We start from the raw sequence: 18,780 nt of genomic DNA, 5'->3' as shown, positions 1-18,780 counted from the left end.
ATGGTGCCGAGAGAGGGACTCGAACCCTCACACCTAAGGCACTAGCACCTCATGCTAGCGTGTCTACCAATTTCACCATCTCGGCATCAAAACCTTACAGCTTATTGAGGAATTTCATCACCCGCAGGGGCAGGAACTTCACTCGCTGCATCCTTAACTTGTTCAACAACAGGTTGACCTAACGTTGGGTCTACCCATTGTGATTCAGTCTGGTGCGTAGACATACGACCAAGTAACAAGCTAACGATAAAGAATACGGTTGCTAAAATAGCAGTTGTTCGGGTTAAGAAATTACCTGAGCCGCCAGCACCAAACACTGTGTTTGAAGCACCAGCACCGAACGAGGCTCCCATATCTGCGCCTTTACCTTGTTGAATCAACACAAGGCCAATCACACCAAGCGCTGCCAACAGGTAAATCACAAGTAGAACTGAAAACATTTTTTCCACCTATGTTCCAAATTGTTGAGCCAGCGCCGTTCAAAAGAATAAATCATAATGAACAAGGCTAGCGACCTCCTAACGGGAGGCGGAGCAATACTAGCGAAAGCCAGTAACGCTGACAAGGGAAAATTAGTAAAAAATCAATGCCAATGCGTTAAGCGCTCAAAAAAAGGGCAAAAGATGCCCTTTTCATTCAAGACATGCTTTAACGCAATGATTAACAACTTGCTTTAACAGCCTCAGCGATTTTCAATGCTGAGTGTTGAACTAGTTCACCATCTTCGCCTTCCACCATAACGCGGATCAAAGGCTCAGTGCCAGACTTACGCAGCAGTACACGCCCTTTATCACCAAGTGTCGCCTCTACTTCAGCGACAGCGTTTAATACAGCTGTAGCTTCAAGAGGGTTACTTTCTCCTGAGAAACGGACATTTTCTAAAACCTGAGGATATAATGTCATTCCTTGCGATAGTTCATATAAAGACATATCGCTGCCAATTACAGAAGCAAGTACTTGAAGTGCAGCAACAATCGCATCGCCGGTTGTGACTTTATCTAATAAGATCACATGGCCTGAGTTTTCAGCACCAATTTTCCAACCTTTTTCTAGCAGTTGCTCCATGACATAACGGTCACCAACAGCAGCACGTACAAACGGAATGCCTAGCTGCTTTAAACCATTTTCCATACCCAAGTTAGTCATTAGTGTACCAACAACACCACCCTTTAGCTCACCACGACGAAGTGCATCACGAGCGATGATATAAGCAATTTGGTCACCATCAACTTTGTTACCTAGGTGGTCGACCATAATGATGCGGTCACCATCACCATCAAATGCGAGACCAAGATGCGCTTGCTCTTCAACAACACGCTGTTGAAGAGCTCGTACGTCTGTTGCGCCCACTTTTTCATTAATGTTGATGCCGTTAGGCTCTACGCCCATAGCGATAACTTCTGCCCCAAGTTCTTTGAAAACATTTGGAGCGATGTGGTACGTTGCACCGTGCGCACAGTCTACTACGATCTTAAAGTTCGCAAGGCTCAACTCAGATGGGAAAGTACTCTTACAGAATTCGATGTAACGACCAGCTGCATCATTTAGGCGGGTTGCTTTACCAAGCTCAGCAGACTCCACACATTCAATTTCTTTATCTAACTCAGCTTCGATCGCCAATTCGATATCGTCAGGTAGCTTAGTACCCTCAGAAGAAAAGAATTTAATGCCGTTGTCGTAATATGGGTTATGTGATGCAGAAATCACAATACCAGCCTCGGCACGGAAAGTCTGAGTTAAATATGCCACAGCTGGAGTTGGCATGGGACCAGTAAATGTTGCTTTAAGTCCCGCAGCTGCAAGGCCAGCCTCTAGTGCAGATTCAAGCATATAACCTGAAATACGTGTATCTTTACCTATGATAACTTTCTTTGTGCCTTGTTTCGCTAGTACACGACCAGCAGCCCAGCCAAGCTTAAGTACGAAGTCTGGAGTGATTGGGTATTGTCCTACTTTACCGCGCACACCGTCAGTACCAAAGTAACGTCTTTCATTCGACATAAACTTTCCTTTATTATTTTTAAATATTGTTTTTCGTCATCTCAACAACTTTCATCGCTTCGATTGTCTCTTCAAAGTCATGCACGCGAATGATCTGCGCGCCTTTCATCGCGGCAATCGTAGCACAAACGACACTTGCGTTCGTACACTCTGCCGCTGGCTTGTCTAACAGTTTGAAGATCATGGATTTACGAGACATGCCAGCCAAAATAGGCAGGCCGAATTCATGAAACTTTTCAATATGAGCAAGCATATGATAATTGTGTTCGATTGTTTTGCCAAAGCCAAACCCAGGATCGAGAATCAGTTGAGATTTATCAATCCCTGCTGCTTCACACGCCGCGATACGTTCTTCTAGAAAAGCCGACACGTCCCCCATTAAATCATCATAATGAGGGTCAACTTGCATGGTCCTAGGCTGACCTTTCATATGCATCAGACAAATTGGAAGGTTTGCTTCTGCTGCGACTTCCAGAGCACCTGGCTCTTGCAGCGAGCGGATGTCATTGATCAAATCAGCCCCAGCATCAATTGCTTGACGCATCACTTCTGCTTTACTGGTGTCAACGGAAATCCATACATCATATTTTTCACGAATGGCTTTGATTACTGGGACAACACGCCTAAGCTCTTCTTCCAAAGACACATCCGGTGCACCAGGTCTTGTTGATTCACCACCAACATCAACAATACTTACACCAGCCTTTATCATTTTATCAACTTGAGCAAGAGCAAGTTCAATTGAGTTGTATTTACCGCCATCCGAAAAGGAATCCGGTGTCACATTTAGAATAGCCATGACATGTGGACGCGAAAGGTCCAAAGATTTGTTATTTGCTGTAATCATCATCATAAACACAAAAACCCCGAGATAACTCGGGGTTTAATATTATCGATACTCTTTATTCAGAGTCTTTCTTTTCAGGCGCTTCGTTAGAAGTTGTTTCAGAAGAGCTAGGCTGTTCTGCATCTTTCGCAGTCTCCGTTGCTTCTTCTTTAACTTCTTGCTTTGCTTGAGGCTTGTCGCTGTCTTCTGGTTTGCTTGCTGAGTTATCACTCCAGCCCGCAGGCTCACGAATTTCAGCTTTGCGCTCCATTAAGTCATCAATCTGGCGAGCATCAATGGTTTCATACTTCATCAGCGCATCTTTCATCGCATGCATGATATCCATGTTCTCTTGAAGAATCTTCTTCGCACGATCGTAGTTGCGGTCAATGATCTGACGAACTTCGTCATCAATCAACTTCGCTGTATCGTCAGACACATGTTTAGTCTGAGTTACACTACGCCCTAAGAACACTTCGCCTTCATCTTCTGCATACAGCAGAGGGCCAAGCTTTTCAGAGAAACCCCATTGAGTAACCATCTTACGAGCAATATCTGTTGCGCGCTCGATATCATTAGAAGCACCGGTTGATACTTTGTCAGCACCGTAGATAAGTTCTTCTGCTAAACGACCACCGTACAAGCTAGAAATCATTGATTCTAGGTGTTGGCGAGACATACTCACGCGGTCCTGCTCTGGAAGGTACATTGTTACACCCAACGCACGACCACGTGGAATGATAGACACTTTGTACACTGGATCGTGTTCAGGAACCAAGCGACCAACAATCGCGTGACCCGCTTCGTGGTATGCGGTTGACTCTTTCACTTCCTCAGACATCACCATTGAACGGCGCTCAGCACCCATCATGATTTTGTCTTTCGCCAGTTCAAACTCAACCATAGAAACGTTGCGCTTGTTACCTCGCGCAGCAAACAAGGCTGCTTCGTTAACTAAGTTTGCTAGGTCAGCACCAGAGAAGCCTGGTGTACCACGTGCGATGAGAGAAGGCTCTACATCACCCGCTAGAGGGACCTTACGCATGTGAACTTTTAGGATCTGTTCACGGCCACGTACATCTGGAAGACCAACTACTACTTGGCGGTCAAAACGACCAGGACGCAGTAACGCAGGGTCCAGCACATCCGGACGGTTAGTCGCAGCTATAACGATAATACCTTCGTTACCTTCGAAACCATCCATCTCAACGAGCATTTGGTTTAGTGTTTGTTCACGTTCATCATGACCACCACCAACACCTGCGCCACGTTGACGACCTACCGCATCGATCTCATCGATAAAGATGATACAAGGTGCGGCTTTCTTTGCTTGTTCAAACATGTCACGCACACGAGATGCACCAACACCAACGAACATTTCTACGAAATCAGAACCAGAGATAGTAAAGAATGGTACTTTCGCCTCACCGGCAATGGCTTTCGCTAGAAGCGTTTTACCCGTACCAGGAGGACCAACCATTAGAACACCCGTTGGAATCTTACCGCCCAGCTTTTGGAAGCGGCTTGGATCGCGTAGGTAGTCCACCAGCTCTTTCACGTCTTCTTTTGCTTCGTCACAACCTGCAACGTCAGCAAAAGTTGTCTTGATTTGTTCTTCGCTCATCATTCGAGCTTTGCTCTTACCAAAAGACATGGCGCCTTTACCACCGCCGCCTTGCATTTGACGCATGAAGAAAATCCATACACCAATTAGTAAGATCATTGGGAACCAAGAGATGAAGATAGTACCCAGCAAGCTTTGCTCTTCTGGAGGCGTGCCTTGTACTTTCACGTTTTGGTTAATTAGGTCATCTAGAAGCTTTTGGTCATACACTGGCATGTAAGTGACCATTTTGGCACCGCCGCCACGACGAACAAAGCTAATTTCACCGTCTTTAAAAGTTGCTTCTTGAATCTGGCCTTGGCCAACTTCCTGTACAAACGTGGTGTAATCCACGGTTCTGCCATTGCTTTCTCCAGGGCCAAAGCTCTGGAATACCGACATCAATACGACGGCGATAACAAGCCACAGAATTAAATTTTTTGCCATGTCACTCAAGGTGTAAGCCTCTCGATAACTAATTGTAATTAAAGGTAGGGTACTACAGTTCATTAACTGTAGCTATAGTGTTAACACGCTCTCAAGAGAGCAAAATGGTTAACCTTTGTAACCAGTGGCTACGACGAAGACCTCTCGAGAGCGAGCTCGCGATGAGTCTGGTTTTCTAATTTTTACGGCTTTAAACATGTCTCGGACTTCTTTCACATACTGATCGAAGCCTTCCCCTTGGAAAACCTTTACGACAAAGCTACCATTAGGCGCTAGAACTTGTCGACACATATCTAAAGCTAATTCAACTAAATACATAGCGCGAGGTTGATCAACAGAATTGTTTCCCGCGATGTTAGGCGCCATATCAGACATTACTACGTCTACCATGGAAGGTTGGATCCTTTCTAGCAAAGCTTCCAATACCGCATCATCACGAAAGTCGCCTTGTAAAAAGCTAACGCCAGCAATCGGGTCCATAGGAAGCAAGTCACACGCGATGATCTGACCACTGTCCCCTACTATCTTAGCAGCATATTGAGACCATCCGCCCGGCGCAGCCCCCAAGTCGACGACTGTCATTCCAGGCTTTAACAATTTATCTTTCGTTTGAATCTCATCGATCTTGAAATAAGCACGTGAGCGGTAGCCTTTTTTTCGGGCTTCATTCGCGTATTTATCATCAAAGTGTTCTTTCAACCAACGACCAGAACTAGCCGAATGTTTTTGTTTACTCATTTTAATCCCAACAAGGCACAAATTGGAGCTATTGTTTTAATAGGCGCTACCTATTACTCAATAAATTATAGTCTTCAGCAATAGATGGCGTTAAAATAGCTTTTTTCAACCCTTATTTTAAAGAAAATTGGCCGCGTAATGAACCTAAGCACCAAACAAAAGCAGCACCTTAAAGGCCTAGCTCACAGTTTAAAACCTGTTGTGCTAATGGGCGCAAATGGACTTACAGAAGCCGTGCTAGCAGAAATTGAAATCGCTCTTAACCATCACGAACTTATCAAAGTAAAAGTTGCTTCGGAAGATCGTGAAACAAAACAGCTAATCATCGACGCTATCGTACGTGAGACGGGCGCTGAAAAAGTTCAGACTATTGGTAAAGTGCTTGTGCTATATCGCCAGTCTGAAGAGCGTAAAATCGAAATCCCTCGTAAGTAACTCTACTTACGTTGCTGAAGAAAAAAGGTCGCCTGAGGCGACCTTTTTGCGTTTTATCAGAGTAGTAATGCTACTCCAAACGACTTAGATATATTCTACTCGGTCAATTTCGAAGTCTTTCGCGCCACCCGGAGTTTGAATAGCAACTTCATCGCCTTCCATCTTACCAATCAGGCCACGAGCAATAGGTGAGCTCACTGAAATGCGACCTGCTTTGATATCGGCTTCGTCATCACCAACGATTTGGTACGTTTTTTCTTCTTCGGTGTCGATATCAATCAAGGTTACGGTTGAACCAAAAATAACTTTACCCGTGTTCTCCATCTTCGTTACATCAATAACTTGAGCAACTGACAGTTTGTATTCAATGTCACGGATTTGTGCTTCACAAATGCCCTGCTCTTCACGAGCGGCATGATATTCAGCATTCTCTTTTAAATCACCTAGCTCACGAGCTTCAGCAATTGCCTCTGAGATCTGAGGACGTAGTTTAAGTAGACGATCGAGTTCTGCACGTAGCTTTTGCTCGCCACGTAGTGTCATTGGAACTTTTTCCATTTTATAACCTCAAGCCCAAATGGGTCTTTGGACAAAAAAAGCCCACCCTGTCATAGGACTGGGTAGTGCGCTTAAAGATGTATTTCGTTTAGTGTAAACAAACTCCCGGACGAAATCATCTTAATTCGAAAGACAGCAAGACTATGCCTTTTCGGCATAATGATATAACTCACTTTTAGAGCGGTTCTAGGGCGAATCACCTTCTCAATTTATTGAAAAACAACACTGTTCATTACACCAAAAACCTCAAAAAAGATAAAAACTAATCAATGTCAAGCCAATGTCATTGCCAATAATTTCAATCAAAAACAGTAATTTAAATAAAAACAACGCACAATTGAACAGTGTTCATCAGTGGGATTTATATCATTTTACTAACTCATACGGAAACTTTAGCAGTAAAACATGTCCAGCGAGTTGTTAGATCAATGGCTTACAAGTGCGAACTATATCGCTCAATTAGCCAATTTTGGACCAACAACTTGTGAGAGATCACCTCTCCCCCATACAACAATGATTATGGACAGCTAACTAGGACAAATAAGATGAAAAAGACTCTAATTGCTCTTTCTGTATCTGCAGCAGCTATGGCAACTGGCGTAAACGCAGCTGAACTTTACAACCAAGACGGTACTTCTCTAGAAATGGGCGGCCGTGCTGAAGCACGTCTATCTATGAAAGATGGCGACGCTCAAGACAAATCTCGCATCCGTCTAAACTTCCTTGGTAAACAAGAAATCAATGACAACCTATACGGTGTTGGTTTCTGGGAAGGTGAATTTGAGACTGCTCAAAACGGTACTGTAGACGGCGACGACAAGAGCGATCTAGAAACTCGTCTTGCTTACGCTGGTCTTGGCGGTGCTTACGGTGAGTTCGCATACGGTAAAACTGAAGGTGCACTAGGCGTTATCACTGACTTCACAGATATCATGGCTTACCACGGTAACTCTGCAGCAGACAAACTAGCTGTATCAGACCGTACAGACAACATGATGGCTTACAAAGGCCAGTTTGAAAACCTAAGCGTAAAAGCAAGCTACCGCTTCGCTGATCGTATGGAAAACAAAAACACTGGTGAGTACTACGACAACAAACAAGACGGTTACTCTCTATCTGCAATCTACGCTCTAGCTGACACTGGTCTTGAGCTAGGTGCTGGTTACGCAGATCAAGACAAAGCTAACGAGTACATGCTAGCTGCATCTTACACAATGTCTGATCTTTACTTCGCTGGTGTATTCACTGACGGCGAGAAAATGGAAGATTCAAACAACAGTAACACAGTTGATTACACTGGTTACGAGCTAGCGGGTGCTTACACTCTAGGCCAAACAGTATTTACAACATCATACAACAATGCAGAAACTAACAACGAAACTTCTGCAAACAACTTCGCTGTTGATGCTTCTTACTACTTCAAGCCTAACTTCCGTGGTTACATTTCTTACAACTTCAACCTGATTGATGCAGGTGACAAGTTTGGTTCAACTGACACGAGCAAAACAGTTGCAACTAAGATCGATGCTGAAGACGAGCTAGCTCTAGGTCTACGTTACGACTTCTAATTCCGGTCTTTGACTAGAATATCGAATGCCCGCTTTAAGCGGGCATTTTTTATACTTAATTTTAAGCAGCGCGCCTTTCTCTCGTGTCTCATTCATGAAGACATTTGAAGCATTTCTTTAGTTACCTAGCATATTGAAAGGACTTGCGTATACTCAATCACATAACTCACCTTAGAAAGTATCATTATGCGTTTACGTTGGCCCTTGCTCATATTCTCTTCATTACTTTCTGCTTTTTCACAAGCGTACCCTCATCAAGAAGTGCTGCCTGAAGGCGCCCGCATCAGTTTAGTTGCGGAAAAACTCAGTGAAAATGCTGAGCTTGACGGTGTTCATCCTACCGAACAACTGTTCCCACCAGCGAGTACATTAAAAATCGTCACCGCATTAGCCGCAAAGCTAGAACTGGGTGATAATTTCCGGTTTCGAACCAAGCTGGAAACGTCGAACTCAGATGCAGTGATTTACTTTGTCGGCGACCCAACACTCCAAACCAACGACTTAAAATCACTCCTCACTCTAGCTAAGAAAAATGGCTTAAAACGGATTAACGGTGACCTATGGCTCGATAACAGCGCATTCACTGGTTATAACCGTGCGGTGGGCTGGCCATGGGATATCTTGGGAGTTTGCTACAGCGCTCCGGCATCGACCATCACACTCAATAACAACTGTGTACAAGCCTCTATCTATACACAAAAAGATGGTGGAACGCGGGTCTACGTACCAGAGCATCAACCTATTCGTGTCACAAGTACCGTAGAAACAGTTTCTAAAACCATTAAGAAAAGTCGTCATTGTGACTTAGGTTTAGTTGCAAATCCCGATAACAACTACAAGCTAACAGGGTGCTTGGTTGAAAGAGACAAACCATTGCCACTGAAATTTGCGGTTCAAGACCCTGAGCGTTACACCAGTCAAAGGTTGGCGGCTTTGCTCAAGGAGCTCAACATTGGGGTATCAGGACAGATTAGGGTCGGTACGGCGCCAGAAAAGCAGCGAAAACTCATCGCAATGCATCAATCAAAAGCCTTACCAGACATTCTCGAAGATATGCTCAAAAACTCTGACAACTTGATTGCCGACACATTAACCAAAACACTTGGTGCTAAATTTTTCGTTCAGCCAGGCAGTTTTACTAACGGTACAGAAGCGATCAAGCAGATCATTTTCGCCAACACTGGTATTGATATTCGTAATGCGCGCCTAGAAGACGGCTCAGGACTTTCGCGAAATAACCGGATCTCCGCGACCAAGATGGCTGAAATGCTGCGCTATATTTGGAAGCATGAAAACGAACTCAAATTGATTGCCATCATGCCGAAATCAGGTGAATCCGGCACATTAAAGTACCGACAAAGTATGCGAAAACTTCCAATTAAAGGACAGCTGATCGCGAAAAGTGGCTCTATCTACGGGACTTACAATATGGCTGGATATGGCTTGGACAAAAATGGTCAACCTAACACCATTTTTGTTCAGTTTGTTTCAGACTACTTCCCAGAAAAAAGGGACGACAACACACCTGTCATCGCCCCGATTACACATTTTGAGCAGCTTTTTTACAATGACATTGTGAACTTTAGTCAGGCAATACCTAAGAAATAGTTCACCACGTTAAAGTAAATCCACATTCCTGAAATATCGACGATAGATGCAAGAACTGGACTCACCAATACGGCTGGGTCCAACTTGCAAGCTCGTGCAATAATTGGCAACAGCCCGCCCAATGTTGTAGAAATGGTGACTTGAATGAACAGCGCAACTGCTATTGCCAGTGCGATATCGGTCAGTTCAAAGCCTCCTGTTGATTGTCCTGCACTAAATAACATAATGCGTCCAATCATCACGATAGCGATCGCTAGCGCAATAAATAGAGCGACTCGGCTCTCTTTCCACAAAACTTCTAACCATTGGCGCTTTTTTAACTCTCCAGTAGCAAGAGCACGAATCACCAAAGTTGCTGCTTGTGTTCCTGTGTTACCACCAGCAGCTGCAATCACTGGCATGTACACTGCAAGTAAAACAAGCTGACTAAGGGTGTCCTCATACTGAGCGATGATCAAGCCTGACACTATCCCTAAAAGAGCCAGCGCAATGATCCATCCAATACGCTGTTTTACATGCCCTAAAACACTAGTTGATAAATAACCATCGGGTGTATCAACTTCAGACATATGCAGACCCAGTTGGTGAGCATAATGACGTGCGCGTTTGTCATGACCTGCTTGCTCAAGTTGAGCAATAAGACTATTCACATAGCCGACAGAGCAATGCTGTAAAATACCTACAGCCTCATCAATCGGCATAACCGTAAGCAAATGGACTTGTTGCTCTTGCTCGTACTGCAAGAATGCATTGCGAGCTGCACCAATTTCTACTTCAGAAAAGTTTGGTGTTGTTTCAATAAAAGTGTTGTTCATTACCGTCATGGCGAATCTCCCGATTGGCATTGGTAACGACCATCGACAAAGCATGAAAAGCCACTCTTGCACGCTAAAAGTCAGACAACAAATAAGATGCACAGAGAAAACCAATGCGAATGCACTGTCTATTCAGAATGTATGAAGGAAATAACGAGAAAAAAATTAGAAAAGATGCCTCACCACTTAGGTAAGGCGGAGATCGCCAATACCGAAGCGGGTTATTTCGCTCCCTTAATCTTACTCACCCAACGACTGGGAGGATGGTCGGTATTGTTCATGTAAATCTCCGATAGCGCTGCCATTATTGGCAGCGCAAGTATAGTAGCAAAGTTCATCAGGTATGGAAGTTTTACTTTGCCGTTTTTGCTAAATTTTCATACAAAAAAAGCGCCCTTCGGACGCTTTCATTTGCAGTCATTATGGATTACTGAATAGTAATACGAGCAAATTTACGTTTACCTACTTGGAACACGTAAGTACCCGCTTCTGGAGCAAATTTGCTGTCCGCAATTTTTTCACCATCAATCTTCACAGCGCCCTGCTTAACCATGCGCATCGCATCTGACGATGATGGACATAAACCTGCTTCTTTCAACAGATTACTCACTGGGCGACCTGCGTCAAAGTCAAACTCTGGCATTTCATCAGGAATTTGGTTCTTCGCAAAACGGTTTACGAATTCTTGCTCTGCTGCATCGGCATCGGCTTCACTGTGGAAACGAGCAATAATTTCTTTTGCTAGCAATACTTTGATGTCACGAGGGTTTTTGCCCGCTTCTACATCAGCTTTGAATTGAGCAATCTCTTCCAGAGGACGGAAAGAGAGCAGCTCGTAGTAGCTCCACATTAGGTCATCAGAAATAGACATGATTTTACCAAACATTTCGCTTGGCGCTTCGCTGATACCGATGTAGTTGTTTGCTGACTTAGACATCTTCTTCTCGCCATCAAGGCCCACTAGAAGCGGCATCATCAGTACAACCTGAGGTTTTTGACCGTGAGACTTTTGCAGTTCACGACCCATTAGAAGGTTGAACTTCTGGTCTGTACCACCTAATTCAACATCCGTTTCCATTGCTACTGAGTCCCAGCCTTGTAGAAGTGGGTACATGAACTCATGAATAGCAATTGGCTGACCACCCGCGTAACGCTTTTTAAAGTCGTCACGCTCTAGCATACGAGCAACGGTTTGGTTTGCCGCAAGGCGAATCATACCTTCTGCGCCCAGTTCAGACAGCCACTCAGAGTTAAACTGAATTTTAGTCTTTGCAGGATCGAGAATTTTGAACACTTGCTCTTTGTACGTTTCAGCGTTACGCAATACGTCTTCGCGACTTAGCGGTGGACGAGTTGTGTTTTTACCTGTTGGGTCACCAACCATTGCAGTGAAGTCACCGATTAGGAACGTCACTTCATGACCTAGTTCTTGGAACAAGCGAAGCTTATTGAAAATAACCGTATGGCCTAGGTGAATGTCAGGTGCTGTTGGATCAGCGCCCAATTTAATACGTAGAGGACGGTCTTCTTTTAGTTTTGCGATTAGCTCTTCTTCTGGAATCAGCTCTTCAACACCGCGCTTAATCTCGGCTAGTGCAGCTTCAATGCTCGCCATTCTTGTTCACTCCCACAGATTTGGCAAAAATATAATAGCTGAACATATTACTTGAATAGCGATGCATTTTGAAACACGTTAGACTAGGTAGTTGTCACTTTTTCCGTTTAATTTAGCAATCAAGTACCTCATGCATTCGATTTTTGTCCGACTTCCACTCTTGCACAAAGTATTGATCGGTTTTTTTAGTGCGCTGATTATCTTCGCGCTCTTCTTTTTACCTGATCCGCAAGACCTAGACCCGCAGCAGAGCCGATTAAAAGTTGGTCAACATTATCCTGTGCCAGTTTCCCTCGAACTCAGTGCACTAAATAGTTCATCGCCTGCGGTTCCCGCCGTGCTGCGCTGGGAGACATACAAGGTAAAAAATGGCGAGAGTGCTGCCATCTTATTTAGTCGCGTAGGGCTTTCTGCTCGTCTATTACATGAACTGGTGTCATCAGACAAAGAAGTAGAAAAACAGTTAACTCGGCTTCGACCTGGTGACCGATTGCAATTTGGCTTTGACGAAAATAACGACTTGGTGCAGCTAAGAAGGACACTAAGCGCGTTCGAGACTTTTCGTATCACATTAAAAGACGGCAAGTACGTTTCTGAAGTTGATAAGAAAGAAGTCGACTTCCAGTACAACTACGCAGAAGCCACCATCAAATCAAACTTTTGGAATGCAGGAATATCTTCTGGATTAAATGGTAACCAAATCATGGAACTGGCTGGCATATTTGGTTGGGACATCGACTTTGCTTTAGATATTCGTAAAAACGATAGCTTCCGAGTACTTTACCAAGAGGAAGTGGTAGAAGGAGAAGTAATCGGCCGTGGAAAAATCATTGCTGCGATCTTTAAAAACCAAGGCGATACCTTTACCGCAATATTGGATCAGAAAAGTGGCAAGTATTACGACGAAAATGGGCGTGCAATGAAAAAAGCATTCTTACGCGCGCCGTTGGATTTCCGTCGAGTTTCGTCTAACTTCAACCCACGCCGCTTACATCCAGTGACGGGACGCGTTCGTCCTCATAGAGGCACGGACTATGCAGCACCAGTGGGCACCCCGATTTGGGCGGCTGGTGATGGTGTCGTTCAAAAATCGTCTTACAACAAATTTAATGGTAACTACGTTTTCATTAAACATAGTAATACTTACATTACCAAGTACCTGCACTTAACCAAACGTACTGTACGAGCTGGTCAACGCGTTAAGCAAGGCCAAACCATCGGTACGCTTGGCGGAACTGGCCGTGTAACTGGCCCTCACCTGCACTATGAGTTCCTTGTGAATGGTGTCCATAAAAACCCGCGCACGGTGAATTTGCCACAATCTAAATCCCTGACAGGAAAAGCGAGACAAACTTTCATGGCAAACGCGAAAGTTAGCATGGACAAGCTTGAACGCTACAGCAAACTGTTAGCAATGAAGTAAGGCAAGGTATTGAAAAGGGCAGCTTCGCTGCCCTTTTTGTTTTGTCGATATCATCACGATAAAGCTTACTGTTCGGAGTGATGCTCTCTCCCGAGCATAAGCAAACACGGTGTCAGAACTAACGTTAGCAAAGTCGCAAACGCCAAACCACCCGCGACAGCGGTCGCAAGCTGAGACCACCATTGAGTGCTTGGTGCGCCAAACTCCACTTTCTGATTAACTAAGTCGATGTTCATTTCTAACACCATTGGCAATAAGCCTAATATGGTGGTCACCGTCGTAAGTAAAACGGGTCTTAAACGCTGCACACCCGTACGCAAAATAGCCTCAGATTTTTCTAAGCCACGTTTACGCATCTGATTATAAGTATCGATTAAAACAATATTGTTGTTTACCACGATACCAGCCAACGCAATCACTCCAATTCCCGACATAATGATGCCAAATGGCTTTTGGAAAATAAGTAACCCAGCGAAGACACCAACGGTAGAAAACAGCACTGCACTAAGGATTAAGAAAGCTTGATAAAAGCTATTAAACTGCGTAATTAAAATCAAAGCCATCACACCAAGCGCGACAATAAAAGCATTTTGCAAGAATGCTGATGAGTTTTCCTGCTCTTCATTTTGACCCCGAATCTTATATTCAATGCCTTCTGGTAAGTCGAGCTGTTCCATTCCAGCGGCAATCTTAGGTAACTCAAGCGCCAAATTGTAACCTTCCACCATATCCGCTTTAATATTGATAACTCGATGACCGTCGACCCGACGAATAGTGTCTTGCTTATGATCTGGTTTGATTTGAGCAAAATTCGTAATCGGTACCAGACCAGCTGCCGTTTTCACTCTCAGTTGATCAAATCGACCTATGTCGCGCTTATCTTGCGGATAGCGCACCAAAATATCGACTTCTTCATCCGCATCATCGGGCAAATAATCGCCTATTTTCAAGCCGTTCGTAACAAACTGGACGGTATTCCCGACTAAAGTAGCATCCGCTGCAAAGCGAGAGGCGTCATCTCGCTGGATATCAATTTGCCAATCAATCCCTTCCTTATTAGTGGTATCACTCAAGTTGGTCAGTGCAGGATTACCATCAGCCCAATGTCGTACTTTTTTGGCTGCTTCATCTAACGCACTAACACTCAAATTTCGTGATGACACTTCAATCACGAGATCATGCTCGACAGGCGGTCCTGCGTCCGGGAATTTATACTCAAGTTCAACACCATAAAAGCGGTCTGTCGTCTCTTTTAGTTCCTCAATAATGGTTTTCACTTTGCGTCGATACTGCCAATCCACAGGCGTTATTTGAATCTGGCCAATCTCGTCCCCATTATCGCTCGATCCTGTGCGCGTGTAGACACTTTCAAACTCGTCATGACCGAGCATCACCTTCTCGATTTCGCGCATAACAACATCTTTTTCGTGAATAGACAAGTCACCATAAGAACGAACTTTAACGGTAAAAAAGGCAGGGTCCACTTCAGGGAAAAACTCTGCACCCAAGCCAGCTTTGTTGTAAGTGAAGCCGACACCTGCCGCTAGCAGTATCGCGCTGAGTAAGACTTTCCATGGATGACGAATCGCTACCGACAGAGTCTGGTAATAAAGCTTGGTAATGCCTGTCGCTTTTTCAAAGTTGCCGTTATGCAGCTCAACCATTTCTCGCTGAGCTTTCTGATTGACGACTTGAGGCTTGCCAATGATCCCACCGATGACAGGAACGAACAATAAAGCCATCATCAGCGAAGCGGCCAAAGTAGCAATTAAAGTAAGTGGTAAGTACTTCATGAACTCACCAGTGATGTCTGGCCAGAAAAGTAACGGAGCAAACGCAGCCAATGTGGTTGCTGTGGATGCGGTAATAGGCCAGGCCATTCGCTTTGCTGCATCTCGATAGGCTTCTTTACGTGGCGTTCCTTCTTGCATGCGCCGATCTGCAAACTCTGTCACCACAATGGCACCATCCACCAACATGCCTACTGCCATAATTAAAGCAAACAGTACGACGATATTGACCGTCAGCCCAAATACCGATAACACCAACAACCCAGTCAAGAACGATCCTGGAATAGAAATCCCCACGAGAAGCGCGGTCCTAACCCCCAATATGGCAATAATGACGATAACTACGAGGATAATTGCGGATAAGATATTGTTTTGTAGATCACTGAGCATCAATTTGACATCGTCGGATTGGTCCCAAGTGTATTTAACTTGCAAATTGTCGGGCCACTCGGCGCGCTTCTGTCCCTGAGCCAGTACTTCTTTTACCAGCTCAACCGTTTCAATGATGTTTTCCCCTGCCCGTTTTTTTACGTCCAAAACGATGGCAGATTCGCCATCTAAACGAGCAAAACTTTCAGGATCGCGAAATGCACGCCGTACTGTCGCCACATCGCCAAAAGTGATCACCTCTTTGCCATTCACCTTGATCGGTAGTTCAAGCACATCTTTCAGTGAATCAAAAACCGATGGGACTTTTACCGAAAAGCGTCCATACCCAGTATCGACAAACCCCGCAGCCACAACTCGGTTATTCAAGGCAATTAAATTATAGATATCCGCTTGATCGAGACCGTAGCTTTCCATCAATAGCGGATCGACAACTATTTCCACGATGTCTTCGCGATCCCCTGCGATTTCAACTTCAAGAACCTGACGGAAACTCTCCAAACGATCACGTAGCGTTCTGGCAATCTGTACAATGGTCCGCTCTGGTACGGTGCCATATAGAACAACAGTCAAAACAGGCTCTTCAGATGCAAACGTGACTTCATTTACCGTTGGCTCATCACTGTCCTCTGGTAATTTTGGCTTTGCAAGATCAACCGCATCACGCACATCTGCCATCGCTTTATCAAGATCCACTCCAACACTAAATTCCAGCGTCACCGAAGCATGACCTTCTGATGCCACAGAGGTCATCTCTTTTACGCCTTCAATAGAGCGCAACTCTTGCTCTATTGGCCGAACTAATAAACGTTCGGCATCGACGGGAGAAATGCCTTGATGCCCAACAGAAACGTAGATAATAGGAATGGTAATATCTGGGCTCGATTCCTTGGGGATAGTGACGTAAGTAATGACACCGGCAATTAAGATCATCACCAGTAATGTCAGCATGGTGCGAGCGCGGGATAACGCAGCATCAATCAGAGTGTACATAAGTGCTCCTTACTGCTCACTAGCCGCTTCAACAACTACGTCATCAACTTTATTGGCCAGTACTTGATCACCATCTCGCACAAAACCTTGTCCCAGCACGATAATGTCTGCACGCTCTCCTAACCCAGAGAGCCACACACCATCATCCTCGGCCTTAACGAGTTGAATTGGAACAAACTCAACATACTCATTACGCAGTGTCTTGACACCTAAGTTACCTTCTTCATCTAGTGCTAACATGGCAGCCGTAATCTTTACTGCCAACACTTCACTCAAAGGCAGCTGTACTTCTGCGCTCATACCGGCAGGAATTCTTGCGTCTTGATTATCAATTTCGATTTCAATTGGAAATGTATTAGTAGAAGCAGAAGAAACACGTCCAATGTAGCGCACACGACCTTGATGATGCTGTTGGTTAATGGTTCTTACGTCGGCTTCTAGGCCTTCCTTAAGATATTGTATATGCCGTTCACTGACATCGGCTTCAATCACTAAAGTATCCAAATCAATGACCGTCGCAATAGGGTCGCCAATCCCGACAAAATCACCTAACTCAACAAAGTGGTGATCTACGATGCCATCAAATGGCGCTTTAACCTCAGTATTTCTTAAAGCCGTTTGCACGTTACTCAAATTCGCACGTGCATCTACCAACGCTGCTTGCGCTGTCGCAAATGCAACCTCACCTTGCAGTCCGCGACTTTTTAGCGATTTAGCTGCATTAAACTCTTTCTCTTTAACCAACAGCATCGCCTGGGCCCGTTTAAGTTGAATGCCAAGGTCGCGCTTATCGATGTTTGCGATCACTTGTCCCTGTTTGACCGCTTGGCCTTTCTTTATGTTAAGACTGACTATTTTACCGGCAACTTCGGCGCCAAGACGCGCTTGACGATTGGGCGCTGTTCGTCCATACAATTCAATGGTTTTACTGGTAGGTTCGGCAAGAAAAGTATCAAACATCACCTTTGCACGTGGTGTTGTGTTCGTGGATGTTGAAGAGTTAGGATGATCATCTTGTGCTTTGAGTTGGCCGATGGTTAGCCATGCAACAAGAAGTAAGACGAGGATAAGAGATACTAGCCAAGGGCGCTCGACAATTCGGCGTCCAAAAGAAAGTCCAGACATATAAAGTCCTTTTTATTATTTCTCTGCATATCTGCGAGCGTGCGCTTTACGTGACATCCTTCTACATAAAGCACAGGCAGCCATTAGCTGCCTGTTAGGTGTTAATTACACACTGAACGATGCACCACAACCACATGTTGTCGTTGCATTTGGATTATTTACGAAGAAGCGCGCTCCTTCCAACCCTTCTGTGTAGTCAACAATACCGCCAACGAGATATTGCAGACTCATAGGGTCTACAACCAGTGTTACACCACTGTTTACGATTGTCGTATCGCCTTCGTTTACATTTTCATCAAAAGTAAAGCCGTATTGGAAGCCGCTGCAGCCGCCGCCAGTAATGTATACGCGCAGTTTCAATGCTGGGTTTTCTTCTTCAGCAATCAATGCTTTAACGCGAGATGCTGCTGCGTCAGAAAAAGATAATGGTACGTTTACTTCGCTCACGAAGACCTCTCTCACTCGTGTAATGCGTCAAGCCTGAAGCAAGACGTCAAATTTGTGCTAATTGAGACGATTATCCAATACCTGACAAACTCGTTCAAGTATTCGCCGCCGATTCTTTATAACAGATGCGGATATATAAGATTACACTGCGAAACAACACATAAATTAAGCAAAACGTTTCTAACTTGATTATAGCTAGGTACAATGCGCTCCACTTGGTCCGAGCAATCAAAAGAGGATAACCCCATGACCAAATCATCAGAGCTGTATCAAAAAGCTCAGCAAACCATCCCTGGCGGTGTCAATTCACCAGTTCGTGCATTCAACGGCGTTGGCGGTTCTCCGCTATTTATCGAACGAGCAGACGGTCCACTGATTTTTGATGCCGATGGTAAAGCGTA

General features: G+C 44.7%; 15 protein-coding genes, 1 tRNA gene and 1 pseudogene. 5 read left to right on the top strand and 12 right to left on the bottom strand.

Features of this window, described 5'->3' with window-relative positions:
• Position 1: 1 nt before the first annotated feature.
• From R7E42_RS23250 to rlmE, 6 genes are all read right to left on the bottom strand, one after another.
• Positions 2–85 (bottom strand) — tRNA-Leu (locus tag R7E42_RS23250).
• A gap of 16 nt (positions 86–101) precedes the next feature.
• On the bottom strand, positions 102–440 hold the full coding sequence (secG, locus tag R7E42_RS23245; protein WP_005380080.1) for a preprotein translocase subunit SecG: 339 nt from the start codon (positions 438–440) through the stop codon (positions 102–104).
• A 220-nt stretch (positions 441–660) separates the two neighbouring features.
• Positions 661–2,001 (bottom strand): phosphoglucosamine mutase, encoded by a 1,341-nt coding sequence (glmM, locus tag R7E42_RS23240; RefSeq protein ID WP_005388992.1) that lies wholly within the window; start codon positions 1,999–2,001, stop codon positions 661–663.
• 19 nt (positions 2,002–2,020) lie between these two features.
• Complete coding sequence (gene folP, locus R7E42_RS23235) at positions 2,021–2,851, bottom strand: dihydropteroate synthase (protein WP_318073027.1); 831 nt, start codon at positions 2,849–2,851, stop codon at positions 2,021–2,023.
• A 52-nt stretch (positions 2,852–2,903) separates the two neighbouring features.
• Positions 2,904–4,877 carry an ATP-dependent zinc metalloprotease FtsH gene (ftsH, locus tag R7E42_RS23230; protein ID WP_017635895.1) on the bottom strand — a complete coding sequence of 658 codons (1,974 nt, stop codon included), beginning with the start codon at positions 4,875–4,877 and terminating at the stop codon, positions 2,904–2,906.
• A 108-nt stretch (positions 4,878–4,985) separates the two neighbouring features.
• Complete coding sequence (gene rlmE, locus R7E42_RS23225; RefSeq protein ID WP_005388985.1) at positions 4,986–5,615, bottom strand: 23S rRNA (uridine(2552)-2'-O)-methyltransferase RlmE; 630 nt, start codon at positions 5,613–5,615, stop codon at positions 4,986–4,988.
• A gap of 138 nt (positions 5,616–5,753) precedes the next feature.
• Here rlmE and yhbY point away from each other — a divergent pair, with 138 nt between their 5' ends.
• The gene (gene yhbY, locus R7E42_RS23220; RefSeq protein ID WP_005380066.1) at positions 5,754–6,050 is read left to right on the top strand and encodes a ribosome assembly RNA-binding protein YhbY; all 297 of its coding nucleotides are present in this window, start codon (positions 5,754–5,756) and stop codon (positions 6,048–6,050) included.
• An 84-nt stretch (positions 6,051–6,134) separates the two neighbouring features.
• On the opposite strand, the gene greA is transcribed toward yhbY, so the two are convergent.
• Positions 6,135–6,608, bottom strand: coding sequence for a transcription elongation factor GreA (gene greA / locus R7E42_RS23215; protein WP_005380065.1), 474 nt, complete (start codon positions 6,606–6,608; stop codon positions 6,135–6,137).
• 545 nt (positions 6,609–7,153) lie between these two features.
• On the opposite strand from greA, the gene R7E42_RS23210 reads away from it, so the two are divergent.
• Complete coding sequence (locus tag R7E42_RS23210) at positions 7,154–8,176, top strand: porin (RefSeq protein WP_005380064.1); 1,023 nt, start codon at positions 7,154–7,156, stop codon at positions 8,174–8,176.
• Between the two features lie 186 nt (positions 8,177–8,362).
• Positions 8,363–9,784 carry a serine-type D-Ala-D-Ala carboxypeptidase gene (dacB, locus tag R7E42_RS23205; RefSeq protein ID WP_005380063.1) on the top strand — a complete coding sequence of 474 codons (1,422 nt, stop codon included), beginning with the start codon at positions 8,363–8,365 and terminating at the stop codon, positions 9,782–9,784.
• On the opposite strand, the gene R7E42_RS23200 is transcribed toward dacB, so the two are convergent.
• Complete coding sequence (locus R7E42_RS23200; RefSeq protein WP_005380062.1) at positions 9,763–10,608, bottom strand: magnesium transporter; 846 nt, start codon at positions 10,606–10,608, stop codon at positions 9,763–9,765. The genes dacB and R7E42_RS23200 overlap by 22 nt on opposite strands.
• A 418-nt stretch (positions 10,609–11,026) precedes the next feature.
• Complete coding sequence (gene tyrS / locus R7E42_RS23195) at positions 11,027–12,214, bottom strand: tyrosine--tRNA ligase (RefSeq protein ID WP_017820416.1); 1,188 nt, start codon at positions 12,212–12,214, stop codon at positions 11,027–11,029.
• Positions 12,215–12,344: 130 nt separating this feature from the next.
• On the opposite strand from tyrS, the gene R7E42_RS23190 reads away from it, so the two are divergent.
• On the top strand, positions 12,345–13,637 hold the full coding sequence (locus tag R7E42_RS23190; RefSeq protein WP_033905576.1) for a peptidoglycan DD-metalloendopeptidase family protein: 1,293 nt from the start codon (positions 12,345–12,347) through the stop codon (positions 13,635–13,637).
• Between the two features lie 65 nt (positions 13,638–13,702).
• Here R7E42_RS23190 and vmeK read toward each other — a convergent pair whose 3' ends face one another.
• From vmeK to erpA, 3 genes are all read right to left on the bottom strand, one after another.
• Positions 13,703–16,807, bottom strand: coding sequence for a multidrug efflux RND transporter permease subunit VmeK (vmeK, locus tag R7E42_RS23185; RefSeq protein ID WP_005380029.1), 3,105 nt, complete (start codon positions 16,805–16,807; stop codon positions 13,703–13,705).
• Positions 16,808–16,816: 9 nt separating this feature from the next.
• A complete protein-coding gene (locus tag R7E42_RS23180) occupies positions 16,817–17,932 on the bottom strand; it encodes an efflux RND transporter periplasmic adaptor subunit (protein WP_318073026.1) in 1,116 nt (371 codons plus the stop codon).
• Positions 17,933–18,037: 105 nt separating this feature from the next.
• Positions 18,038–18,379: an iron-sulfur cluster insertion protein ErpA gene (gene erpA / locus R7E42_RS23175; protein ID WP_005380031.1), complete on the bottom strand. Its 342-nt coding sequence runs from the start codon at positions 18,377–18,379 to the stop codon at positions 18,038–18,040.
• Between the two features lie 246 nt (positions 18,380–18,625).
• Here erpA and R7E42_RS23170 point away from each other — a divergent pair.
• Positions 18,626–18,780, top strand: a pseudogene (locus R7E42_RS23170) (aspartate aminotransferase family protein); the annotation flags it as partial.

It is taken from the genome of Vibrio sp. Vb1337 (assembly GCF_033338715.1).
Taxonomy (GTDB): domain Bacteria; phylum Pseudomonadota; class Gammaproteobacteria; order Enterobacterales; family Vibrionaceae; genus Vibrio; species Vibrio alginolyticus.
The sequence above is the reverse complement of the archived record's forward strand: the minus strand, read 5'-3'. Positions and strand labels throughout refer to the sequence as shown.